This window comes from Ferrigenium sp. UT5 (genome assembly GCF_045866295.1).
Taxonomy (GTDB): Bacteria; Pseudomonadota; Gammaproteobacteria; order Burkholderiales; family Gallionellaceae; genus Sideroxyarcus.
In genome coordinates, this window is sequence record NZ_BAAFRY010000036.1 from 1 (window position 1) to 10,777 (window position 10,777).

At 60.6% G+C, this 10,777-nt stretch carries 13 protein-coding genes; 6 read left to right on the top strand and 7 right to left on the bottom strand.

What is annotated here, in order from left to right:
• The 6 genes from ACKTSJ_RS10510 to der form a co-directional block, all read left to right on the top strand.
• The coding region (locus tag ACKTSJ_RS10510) for a helix-turn-helix domain-containing protein (RefSeq protein ID WP_407900019.1) at nt 1-690 on the top strand (690 nt) is incomplete at its 5' end.
• Nucleotides 683-1,354 carry a nucleotidyl transferase AbiEii/AbiGii toxin family protein gene (locus ACKTSJ_RS10515; RefSeq protein WP_407900021.1) on the top strand — a complete coding sequence of 224 codons (672 nt, stop codon included), beginning with the start codon at nt 683-685 and terminating at the stop codon, nt 1,352-1,354. The genes ACKTSJ_RS10510 and ACKTSJ_RS10515, both read left to right, overlap by 8 nt.
• A gap of 426 nt (nt 1,355-1,780) precedes the next feature.
• Nucleotides 1,781-3,052, top strand: coding sequence for a histidine--tRNA ligase (gene hisS / locus ACKTSJ_RS10520; RefSeq protein ID WP_407900023.1), 1,272 nt, complete (start codon nt 1,781-1,783; stop codon nt 3,050-3,052).
• Between the two features lie 11 nt (nt 3,053-3,063).
• A complete protein-coding gene (locus ACKTSJ_RS10525; protein ID WP_407900025.1) occupies nt 3,064-3,702 on the top strand; it encodes a YfgM family protein in 639 nt (212 codons plus the stop codon).
• Entirely contained in the window at nt 3,699-4,826 is a 1,128-nt protein-coding gene (bamB, locus tag ACKTSJ_RS10530) for an outer membrane protein assembly factor BamB (protein WP_407900027.1), read from the top strand. Before ACKTSJ_RS10525 ends, bamB begins: the two co-directional genes overlap by 4 nt.
• On the top strand, nt 4,826-6,226 hold the full coding sequence (der, locus tag ACKTSJ_RS10535; protein WP_407900029.1) for a ribosome biogenesis GTPase Der: 1,401 nt from the start codon (nt 4,826-4,828) through the stop codon (nt 6,224-6,226). The genes bamB and der overlap by 1 nt, the downstream gene beginning before the upstream one ends.
• Nucleotides 6,227-6,516: 290 nt before the next feature.
• Here the strand turns inward: der and fliR are convergent, their stop codons facing one another.
• From fliR to fliL, 7 genes are all read right to left on the bottom strand, one after another.
• Nucleotides 6,517-7,305 (bottom strand): flagellar biosynthetic protein FliR, encoded by a 789-nt coding sequence (gene fliR, locus ACKTSJ_RS10540; RefSeq protein WP_407900031.1) that lies wholly within the window; start codon nt 7,303-7,305, stop codon nt 6,517-6,519.
• Between the two features lie 4 nt (nt 7,306-7,309).
• Nucleotides 7,310-7,579, bottom strand: a complete 270-nt coding sequence (gene fliQ, locus ACKTSJ_RS10545) for a flagellar biosynthesis protein FliQ (protein ID WP_407900033.1) — start codon at nt 7,577-7,579, stop codon at nt 7,310-7,312.
• Between the two features lie 17 nt (nt 7,580-7,596).
• Nucleotides 7,597-8,349, bottom strand: coding sequence for a flagellar type III secretion system pore protein FliP (gene fliP / locus ACKTSJ_RS10550; RefSeq protein WP_407900035.1), 753 nt, complete (start codon nt 8,347-8,349; stop codon nt 7,597-7,599).
• 82 nt (nt 8,350-8,431) lie between these two features.
• A complete protein-coding gene (gene fliO / locus ACKTSJ_RS10555) occupies nt 8,432-8,878 on the bottom strand; it encodes a flagellar biosynthetic protein FliO (protein WP_407900037.1) in 447 nt (148 codons plus the stop codon).
• A 106-nt stretch (nt 8,879-8,984) separates the two neighbouring features.
• Nucleotides 8,985-9,389 (bottom strand): flagellar motor switch protein FliN, encoded by a 405-nt coding sequence (gene fliN, locus ACKTSJ_RS10560; RefSeq protein ID WP_407900039.1) that lies wholly within the window; start codon nt 9,387-9,389, stop codon nt 8,985-8,987.
• Nucleotides 9,382-10,380, bottom strand: coding sequence for a flagellar motor switch protein FliM (fliM, locus tag ACKTSJ_RS10565; RefSeq protein ID WP_407900041.1), 999 nt, complete (start codon nt 10,378-10,380; stop codon nt 9,382-9,384). The genes fliN and fliM overlap by 8 nt, the downstream gene beginning before the upstream one ends.
• A 16-nt stretch (nt 10,381-10,396) precedes the next feature.
• The coding region (fliL, locus tag ACKTSJ_RS10570; RefSeq protein ID WP_407900043.1) for a flagellar basal body-associated protein FliL at nt 10,397-10,777 on the bottom strand (381 nt) is incomplete at its 5' end.

Below are 10,777 nucleotides of genomic sequence, written 5' to 3' on the forward strand. Positions count from 1 at the left end.
GCGGGCTGGACGCGTACCAAGAAGTGCGAAGACGGGCTGACCCGTCCGCGCACCACGATCAACATTGGCGACGGAGCCGACAAGATCGAACTGTTCCACAAGAACCTAGCTACATGCTCCGATCGTAGAGATAGGGCCTTGGTGCCCCAAGGTTATTATGTAAAGCAAACTTTACATTATTGGAGCTGGTGCTATACTCAAGACATGGACATCTTAACGATAGGCGCAATCATTAAAAGGGAGCGAGTGTCTTGCGGGCTGACCCAGGAGACGCTGGCCAAGCTATCGCACGTCTCTAGGGTGACACTAGTCAACCTAGAGCACGGCAAGGGCGGAGATATCGGCGCCGTCAAGCTGTCCGAGATTGCGGAAAACGTGGGAATCTCACTGTTTGCATCGGGGGCAAAAGTGAACTTCATCAAGATGACCCTAGGTAACGTCAATACGAGTTACAAGAATGTCATGTCAGAAGCTGACTTGGAAAAATTCATGCTCAGCGGTTTGATTCCGGCGGGGTTGGAAGGACAAGTACTGCACCTGATCGACGAGACGCCCGTCTCGCTGGTGACCAGTACCGTCAAACAGGTCGCTGCTAAGAAGAAAGTCACTCCCAAACAGGTCTGGAAGAATCTGGCCAAGGTAGCAGCCGAGATTAAATCCCTGAACCCCTTTTGGAGTCACATTGGATAAGCCCCATCTGCACTTTCCGGAGGGGCCGTGGAGAATTCTTCTGGAAAAGGCCTACGATCTCATCGATGCTATCGCGTCCGATGGAATCACCTTACCGCGCTGGAGCCTAGGTGGTGGCACGGTGCTGATGTTCTACTACGCCCACCGTCGAAGCAAAGACATCGATATCTTTATCCCGGACCCGCAACTCCTCGGCTATGTCAATCCCAGGTTGGGTGGGAGGGGAGAGGCAGTTACCGCAGACTACAGGGACACTAGCGAATTCGTGAAGCTTTTTCTGCCAGAGGGCGAGATCGACTTCGTCGCAGCCTTACCGTTGACAGCAAATCCATTCGAGACGCATGAGGTGCTCGGCCGAAACATCCTGCTGGAAACTGCAGTCGAGATTGTTGCCAAAAAGATTTGGTATCGCGGCGACCGTGCGACTCCACGTGATCTGCTCGACCTTGCCGTAGTTATCGAGCATCACTACGATAAAATCCTTGCTAATAGTGATGTTTTTATGAAGAACATCAAGGTATTCACAGAACAGTGCTCGGCACGAAGTGCATTCATGCTGCCGGTGTTCGATGAGATTGAGAAGATCGACTTCAGATTATCCTATGATGAATGTCTGCAGCGAGCAATTGCCCTGAAAGAAGCCATATTGCATCAGAACTTGTAATTTGCACAGATTTGCACATTAATTCTCCGACCTACAGTGAGAACCGCTATTTGATTAGGCTTCCAAGCGAATTCAGATGCGCCTTCACACGGCAGGGGTCACTGGTTCGAACCCAGTACCGCCCACCAATTGTGAATCTTAAGCCTGCGCTTTGCGCGGGCTTTTTCTTTTGCGCAGCCACCAGAGTGTTCGTGTCACTCCATTCAGTAGTTGTTGGCGGGGTGTCACTGCATTGCGTCCTGTCGTGCTTGAAACCCCTATCCAAACCTGCAGCATGATTGTGCAACACAACTGACTGCAAACTTTGACAAGGTTGCCACTGGATAAGGCCACCACTGGTTCGCCGGGGTCTTTCCTGCTACCATCGCGCCCTCGATAAATCTCCCAGGCGCATTGCGACCCCTGCGCCGGTAACATCCCTATTCAATGAGCAATTCCCCTATGCAAGCCGTGCGCGGCATGAATGACATCCTGCCAGACGAGGCGGGACTTTGGCTGTGGTTCGAGGAGGTGGTGCGCGACTGGCTGGAAGGCTACGGTTACCGCAATATCCGCATGCCGCTGCTGGAACAGACCGCCCTGTTCAAACGCGCCATCGGCGAGGTGACCGATATCGTCGAGAAGGAGATGTACAGCTTCGAGGACAGTCTCAACGGCGACCAGCTCACCCTGCGCCCGGAAGGGACGGCGTCCTGCGTGCGTGCCGCCTTGCAGCACAATCTGCTGTACAACGCGCCGCAGCGGCTGTGGTATGCGGGGCCGATGTTCCGCCACGAGCGCCCGCAGAAGGGGCGTTACCGCCAGTTCCATCAGATCGGGGTGGAGGCACTGGGCTTCGCCGGCCCGGACATCGATGCCGAGCAGATCGTGATGTGCGCGCGCCTGTGGAAGAGACTGGGCATTCGTGATGTGGGGCTGCAACTGAACAGTCTGGGCGATGCGGCATCGCGCCAGCGCCATCGGGAAAAACTGATCGCCTATTTTGAACAGCACAAGGACGTTCTGGATGCCGACGCCCAGCGTCGCCTGTACAGCAATCCGCTGCGCATCCTGGACAGCAAGAATCCGGCGATGCAGGAACTGGTGAACACTGCGCCGCAACTGATGAACGAGCTGGAAGGCGACGCAATCCGCCATTTCGAGGCGGTGCAGTCGATCTTGCAACGGCACGGCATCGCCTTCGAGATCAACCCGCGCCTGGTGCGCGGGCTGGATTATTACAACCGCACGGTGTTCGAGTGGGTGACCACGCGTCTCGGTGCGCAGGGTACGATCTGCGCCGGCGGGCGTTTCGACGGCCTGATCGGGCAGATCGGCGGGAAGCCGGCGCCGGCCTGCGGCTTTGCGATGGGGATCGAGCGCTTGCTGGCGCTGCTGCAGGACGACGGCATGTCGCCGCCGGCGGCGGCGCTGCACGTGTATCTGGTGCATCAGGGTGAGGCGGCGGATGCGCTGGCCAGCGGGGTGGCGGAAACATTGCGCGATGCCGGCTTGAAGGTGGCGCTGCATTGCGGCGGCGGCAGTTTCAAGGCGCAGATGAAAAAGGCGGATGGCAGCGGTGCGGCCTGTGCCGTCATCATCGGCGACGATGAGGCCGTGGCGCACACGGCGACGCTCAAGCCATTGCGCGGGGGCGGCGAACAGCAGCGCGTGGCGGTGGCGGAATTGCCGCAACGGATTGGTGAATTGATCAAGTAAGGGAAACTGAAATGTCGGAATTGGATTTGCATGAGCAGGAACAGGTCGATGCCTTCAAGGCCTGGTGGAAGGAAAACGGCAACTGGGTGATCGGTCTGGTGTTGGTGGGCGCGCTTGCCTTTGCCGGCAATCAGTTCTGGCGCAACCACCAGGCGAGCCAGGCGGCGGAGGCGGCCAAGCTGTACGGCGAAGTGCTGCAGCAGGCCGAAAGCCGCGATGCCCAGCGCATCGGCGATGCGGCGGCTGCGCTGGCGAGCCGTTATGGCGGCAGTGCCTATGCCCCGCGCGCCCAGTTGCTGGCCGCGCAGGCCAGTTTGCAGGCGCGCGACCTGGCGCGGGCGAAGGGACAATTGCAGTGGGTGATCGAGCATGCAGACGAGGCCGCCCTGCAACATGCCGCGCGGCTGAAGCTGGCCAGCATTCTGCTGGACGAGCGGCAGTACGACGCCGCATTGCAGCAACTCGACAGCAAGCATCCTGCCTCTTTCGAGGGGCTGTATGCCGACCTCAAGGGCGATGTCCTGCTGGCGATGGGCAGGAAAGCGGAGGCGCGCGCCGCCTATCATTTGGCGCTGGACAAGACCGGTGCGCAAAGTGCGTATCGCAATCTGCTCCAGCTCAAGCTGGACGGGCTGGGTAGCACACAATGAATTTTTTCCGTTTCTGCGGCCTTGCCGCGCTGCTGTTGCTGAATGGGTGCGGCAGTGGGAAAGCTGCACTCAAGCCGGCGGAATTGCTCAAGTTCGAGCCGACGGCGCGCCTCGAGGTGCGCTGGCAACAGAGTGTCGGCGATGCCGGATTCAACGTCCTGACTCCCGGAGTAACGCGCGAAGCCGTGTTTGCCGCCAGCGCCCGGTATCTGTATCGCTTCGAGCGCGATAGCGGCAAGCAGGTGTGGCGCAGCGAGCCCGGATTTACCGTTTCCGGCGGCGTCGGTGCGGGCGAGGGGCTGGTGCTGGTGGGCGGCGACAAGGGTGAAGTGGCCGCCTTCGATGAGGCGGGCGGGAAACTGCGCTGGCAGGCGAAAGTGTCCAGCGAAGTGTTGAGCGCGCCGCAAGTCTCGGCGGGGGTCGTCGTGGTGCGCTCCGGCAACGGTCGTATTGCCGGTCTGAATGCGCTGACCGGGGAACGCCTGTGGCTGTACGAGCGCGCCACGCCGGCGCTGATCGTGCGCAATCATGCCGGCGTCGTCATTCGCAACGGCATGGTCTATGCGGGGTTCGCGGCGGGCAGGGTGGCGGCGATCGGCCTCACCAAGGGCGTGGTGATCTGGGAAGCCGCCGTGTCGCAGCCGCGCGGCAATACCGAGCTCGAGCGCATCAGCGACATTACCAGCCTGCCGGTGGTGGACGATGCGCAACTGTGCGCTGTCGCCTTCCAGGGACGGCTGGTCTGTTTCGATGCGATCCGTGGCAATCCGCTGTGGACGCGCGATTTTTCCAGCGACAAGGGGTTGGCCCTGTTTGGCGCAAACCTGTATCTGACCGATGCCGATGGCACGCTGTACGCGCTGGATAAAAGTACCGGTGCCACGCTGTGGAAAAACGGGCAACTGGCCCGGCGCGGCGTCACTGCACCCTATCCTTTTGACAGCTACCTGCTGGCCGGGGATTTCGAGGGTTACCTGCATTTGTTCAGCGCCGACGATGGCAGTCTTGCGGCGCGCCGCAAGACCGACGGCAGTGCCATTCTGGCTGCGCCGAGCCTGCTCGGCGACGGCGCCCTGGTGCAGACCCGTGACGGTCAGCTGCTTTCAGTCAGGGTCAGCCGCTGATGTTGCCCACACTCGTTCTGGTCGGTCGTCCCAACGTGGGCAAATCCACGCTGTTCAACCGCCTCACGCGCAGCCGCGATGCGTTGGTGGCCGACCAGCCGGGGTTGACCCGCGACCGCCATTACGGGCGCGGCCGGGTCGGCGAGCGTCCTTTTCTGGTGGTGGATACCGGCGGCCTGGAGCCGGTTGTCCGGGAAGGCATCCTGCATGAAATGGCGAAACAGACGCGGCAGGCGGTGGATGAAGCCGACCTGGTGTTGTTCATCGTGGACGGGCGCGATGGCCTGACGCCGCACGACCGCATCATCGCGACGCAGTTGCGCAAGAGCGGGCGCCCGCTGTTGCTGCTGGTGAACAAGGCAGAAGGGATGCAGCGCGCGCGGGTGACCGCAGAATTCCACGAGCTGGGTCTGGGCGAACCGCTCCCCATTTCTTCGGCGCACGGCGAAAACGTCGCCGAGATGATCGAGCTGGCGCTGGATGAACTGCCTGCCGCCGAGTTTGGCGAGGAAGCGAAAACCGATCATCCCAAACTGGCCATCGTCGGCCGCCCCAACGTCGGCAAATCCACGCTGGTCAACGCCATCCTCGGCGAAGAGCGTGTCATCGCCTTCGACCAGCCCGGCACCACGCGCGATTCCATCTACATCGATTTCGAGCGGGGGGAGCGGCACTACACCATCATCGACACCGCCGGCGTGCGCCGCCGCGGCAAGATCGACGAGGCGATCGAGAAGTTTTCCGTGGTCAAGACCCTGCAAGCCATTGAGGATGCGAACGTAGTGGTGCTGGTGGTCGATGCGCGCGACCAGATCACCGAACAGGATGCCCACCTTGCGGACTTCGTGCTGCAGGCCGGCCGCGCCCTGGTGCTGGCGGTGAACAAATGGGACGGGCTGGACGAATACAAGCGCGATACCGCGAAGCGCGATATCGAGCGCAAGCTGCATTTTTTGAGTTTTGCCAAGCATCATTTCATCTCGGCGCTGAACGGCACCGGGGTTGACGCGCTGCTGAAATCGGTGAACCAGGCCTATGCGGCGGCGATGGCCAAGCTGCCCACGCCGCAGCTGACCCGTGTCCTGCTGGCAGCCGTCGAGAAACAGGCGCCGCCGCGCGGCGGCATCTTCCGCCCCAAGATGCGCTATGCCCACCAGGGCGGCAGCAATCCGCCGCTGATCATCGTGCACGGCAGTGCGCTCGACAAGGTGCCAGCCAGCTACCAGCGCTATCTGGAGAAGTGTTTCAGCGACGCGTTCAAGCTGCAAGGCACGCCGTTGCGAATCGAATTCAAATCCGGCAAGAACCCCTTCGCCGACAAGGCGCCGCGCCCGTTGACCGAGAGCGAGGAGCGCGCCGCCCATCGCGCACGGATTCGCGGCAGACGGCTGTACGGCTAGTGTAGTGCTGCACTCTTAACGATACTTATTGCAAACCTTTGTGGGTCGGACTTCAGTCCGACATGTCGGGTTAAAACCCGACCCACAAGGGCTTCCCGCACCTTGGCATAAGTTCCAGATAGCGTGCAACACTACACTGGCTCCTAAATTCAGCGCGTTGCTTTTTAATTCGGACATAAGTCCGAACGTTGGTGTCGTGTTGTTTGGATTGGATTGGGTGATCGATTGTAAGGTGTGTTGTGTGCGCGCTTTTGATCGAACTCAAATCAAAATTCCAGGTTTCCATCCTGCTAAAAACCACCCAGCTGCAGCATGAAGCGCCCCACGGTTTCGAGCGCCTGCTGGAAAGCGTGATTCAGCAAGGGGGCAATGTACGGAACCACCAGTGCCAGTGCGCCAAAACCGACCGCCAGCGTGATTGGGAAACCGACCGCAAAGATGTTCAGTTGGGGCGCGCTGCGGGTGAGGATACCCAGCGCCAGATTGGTGGCAAGCAAGGCGGCGATCAGGGGGAGTGACAGTTGCAGGGCAAAGGCAAACAGGCTGCCTCCCCATTCCGCCACCGTGAGGAAAGCGCCCGCGGCCAGCGGCGAATCGCCGATCGGGAAAGCCTGGAAGCTGTCCGCCAATGCCGCCAGCATAGTCAGGTGCAAGTCCAGCGCCACGAATGAAAGCGCCACCAGGATGCCGAGGAATTGCGCGATGATCGGGGTGAATGTGGCATTGGTCGGGTCGAAGAAATTGGCGAATCCCAGGCCCATCTGCATCCCGGCGATATCGCCCGCCATCTCGATCGCCGAAAAGATCAGACGGATGGAAAATCCCATCATCAGACCCGCCACGATCTGTTGGCCCAGCACGAACAATCCCCGTGCCGAGGCCGGGTCGGGCAGCGGGGCGGCAGGGAGTGTCGGCGCGATGACGAGCGTCAACACGAACGCCAGGCCGATCTTGACCCGCGCCGGAACTTGCCGGTTCCCGAGCAAAGGCGAACTGGCGATCAGCGCCAGGATGCGCGCCAGCGGATAGATCAGCGTGGCCAGCCAGGCCGTGAGTTGGGTGCTGGTGAAACTGATCATGCCCTTACCCCACCAGGAAAGGGATGCTGCCGTACAGACGGGTCATGTAATCGAGCAGGAGGCCAACCATCCAGTGTCCGGCGAACAGCAGCGCGATGAAGATGCCGAACAGTTTCGGGATGAAGGACAGCGTCATCTCGTTGATCTGGGTCGCCGCCTGGAACACGCTGACCGCAAGACCGATGACCAGCGCGGTCAGCAGCATCGGGGCGGCGACCAGCAAGGTCAGTTCGACCGCCTGCTGGCCGATGGTCATCACGGTTTCCGGGGTCATATCGCCTCCTTGAATTCTTAGGTATAGAAACTCTGCACCAGCGAGCCGATCAGCAGGTGCCAGCCATCGGCCAGCACGAACAGCATGATCTTGAACGGCAGCGAGATGAGGGCGGGCGACACCATCATCATCCCCATCGACATCAGCACGCTGGCCACCACCATATCGATGATGAGGAACGGGATGAAGATCACGAAGCCGATCTGGAAGGCCGTTTTGAGTTCGCTGGTGACATATGCCGGGACCAGAATAGGCAGCGGCACTTCTTCCGGGCTCTGCAAGGCTTCGCTGTTGCTGATGCGCACGAACAGTTCGAGGTCGGGTTCACGGGTCTGGCGCAACATGAAGGTCTTGAGCGGCGCGCTGCCCTTGTCGTAGGCCTGCTGTAGCGAGATTTTGTTTTCGCTATAGGGCAGCCAGGCATCGCTGTAGATCTTGTCGAATACCGGCGCCATCACAAAGAAGGTGAGGAACAGCGCCAATCCGACCAGCACCTGGTTGGGCGGAGAGGAGGGTGTGCCGATTGCCGAGCGCAACAGCGAGAGCACGATGATGATGCGGGTGAAACCGGTCATCATCAGCAGGATGGCCGGCAGGAAGGTCAGCGCCGAGATGAGGATCAGGGTTTGCAGACTGAAGGTGTAAGTCTGGCCGCCCCCGGCGGCCGGTGTGCTGGTCAGCGCGAGCAGCCCGCTTTCGGCGGCTTGCGCGGGTATGGAGAGCGCAAACAGAGACAAAACAATCAGCCACGGATGAGCACGGATAACCACGGATGAAAACCGCTTGAACCATGCATAATACACAGCAGCGTTTATTCGTGGCCGGGACGCTTCCGGGTTCATGTGCATTGCGCTACGCATTGCGCTTCTCCCGCATCTGTTGCAGAAAGCTGCGGAAAGATTTTGCTTCGGCGGCGGGCGTGCCGTCCGCCGGCAGCATGCCTTTGGGCAGCGTATGCAGGGTTCGCACTTGCCCCGGCGCGACGCCGACCACCAGCCAGGTATCGTTCACCTCGAGCAGGACGACGCGTTCGCGTTGTCCGACCGCGACGCCGCTGATGACGCGCAATACGTTGCCAGCCCCTGGGCGCGGCAGATTGATGCGTTTGAGCACCCATGCCACCGCCATCACCGCGGCCAGCACCAGCAGCAGGCTGACGATCACCTGCACCACGCTGCCGGAAGAAACCGGGGTCGGCGGCGGCACGTAGGCGGCGCGTGCCGTTTCCGCTGCCAGCGCGAGGGGGGAGAAGATTGCCGCAGCAGGGAACATAAAAATCGCGCGGCGAATCGATTGCATCCCCTCCCGCAAGCGGGGTGGGATTGAGGTGGGGGAAAAGTGCGCGGCTGGTTTTGCCGCGCTCTTTTGGGCAGAAAACAGGCGGATGTGCATGAGGGCTGACCGGTTACCGGTTGATGCGGCGCAGGCGTTCCGACGGGGTAATGATGTCGGTCAGGCGGATGCCCAATTTGTCGTTCACCACCACCACTTCACCCTGCGCGATGAGGAAGCCGTTGATCAGCACGTCCAGCGGTTCGCCCGCCATCCCGGCCAGCTCCACCACCGAGCCCTGCGCCAGTTGCAGCAGGTTCTTGATCGGCATCTTGGTGCGCCCCAGTTCCACTGTGAGCTGGACCGGAATGTCGAGGATCATGTCCAGGTCGTTGTGTGCGGTGGCGCCGCCTTCGCCGGCAAACTGTTCAAACACGTGCGGCTGGGCTGCCGCCGGTTCGGCCGCGGTCTGCTCTGCCATCGCCGCGCCCCAGTCGTCTGCAGTGATTGCTTCCGGTGCGGTCGTTTCTTCAGCCATTTCTTCCTCCATTGAGTGGTTCGCCGGTTTCGGATGCCAGCACCTTTTCCACTTTCAGCGCGTAATGCGTGTTGGAAACGCCATACTTGCACTCCAGCACCGGCACGTTATCGACCATCACGCTGATGTTCTCCGCCACTTCGAGCGGGATGACGTCGTCTGTCTTCATGCGCAGCACGTGCTCCACCGTGGTCGCCGCGTGACCGAGCACGGCGGTCAGTTCAATCTCGGCCGACTGGATCTGTTTGGACAGCATGTGCAGCCAGCGCTTGTCGGCGATCACGTGGTCGCCCTGCATGGTGCTGTAGAGCAATTCGCGCAGGGGTTCGAGCATCGCGTAGGGCATGCAGATATGGATGGAGCCGCCGACGCCGGTGAACTCCACCTCGAAGGTGGTCACCACGACCACTTCGTTCGGCGTGGCGATGTTGGCGAATTGCGGGTTGACTTCAGAGCGCTGGAATTCGAATTCGAGTTTCTGCACTGCTTCCCATGACTTGGCATAGGTCTCGAACACCACCTCCAGCATCTTCTGGATGATCCGGTGTTCGGTCTGGGTGAATTCGCGTCCCTCGACGCGGGTATGAAAACGGCCGTCGCCGCCGAACAGACTGTCCACCACCATAAACACCAGATTGGGGTCGAAGATGAACAGCGCGTTGCCGCGCAGCGGCTTGACCTGGACCATGTTGAGGTTGGCGGGCACCGGCAGGTTGCGGATGAATTCGGAGAACTTCATGACCTTCACCGGACCGACTGAAACCTCCGAGCTGCGGTGGATGAAGTTGTACAGCGCGATGCGGAACAGGCGGGCGAAGCGCTCGTTGATGATCTCCATCGTGGGCATGCGCCCGCGCACGATGCGCTCCTGCGTCGCCATGTTGTAGGGACGCACCCCCTGGTCGGCATTCTCGTCCTTGACCTCATCGGCCTCGCCGGTGACGCCCCGCAGCAGGGAGTCCACTTCGTCCTGGGACAGGAATTCGCTCATGGCAAGTTCTCGATCGCTACTGGATGATGAAGTCGGTGAACAGCACGTCGGTGATGCCGGCCGGGTTGGCAACGGCCGGTGCAGCATGTTCGGCATCGTGTTCTGCAACGGCTGCCGCCGGGGCGGGGGCGACGCCCAGAACCGCATTCACTTCGCCGATCACCTGTTGCACCAGTTGCTGCTTGCCGGCCACGCTGACCAGTTCGGAGGGTTTCTTGCTCGACAACAGCAACAGCAGTTTGCTGCGAATCTCCGGCATGGCGGTTTTGATTTCCTCCTCCAGTTTGGATTGAGTCCTTAAACTGCTGTAAATAATTTGGTGGGCAGCCACCGCTTCGATTCGGTAAATTAACGTTAACGAGACGATCAACAACCGAAGGAGAAGAAGCGATGGCTG

Bases quoted from the DNA above. Each gene is read 5' to 3' on its own strand.
- fliR (WP_407900031.1), bottom strand. From the start codon at position 7,305: ATGATCAGTTTCACCAGCACCCAACTCACGGCCTGGCTGGCCACGCTG.
- fliO (WP_407900037.1), bottom strand. From the start codon at position 8,878: ATGCAATCGATTCGCCGCGCGATTTTTATGTTCCCTGCTGCGGCAATC.
- der (WP_407900029.1), top strand. From the start codon at position 4,826: ATGTTGCCCACACTCGTTCTGGTCGGTCGTCCCAACGTGGGCAAATCC.
- ACKTSJ_RS10525 (WP_407900025.1), top strand. From the start codon at position 3,064: ATGTCGGAATTGGATTTGCATGAGCAGGAACAGGTCGATGCCTTCAAG.
- bamB (WP_407900027.1), top strand. From the start codon at position 3,699: ATGAATTTTTTCCGTTTCTGCGGCCTTGCCGCGCTGCTGTTGCTGAAT.
- fliQ (WP_407900033.1), bottom strand. From the start codon at position 7,579: ATGACCCCGGAAACCGTGATGACCATCGGCCAGCAGGCGGTCGAACTG.
- fliM (WP_407900041.1), bottom strand. From the start codon at position 10,380: ATGAGCGAATTCCTGTCCCAGGACGAAGTGGACTCCCTGCTGCGGGGC.
- hisS (WP_407900023.1), top strand. From the start codon at position 1,781: ATGAGCAATTCCCCTATGCAAGCCGTGCGCGGCATGAATGACATCCTG.
- fliN (WP_407900039.1), bottom strand. From the start codon at position 9,389: ATGGCTGAAGAAACGACCGCACCGGAAGCAATCACTGCAGACGACTGG.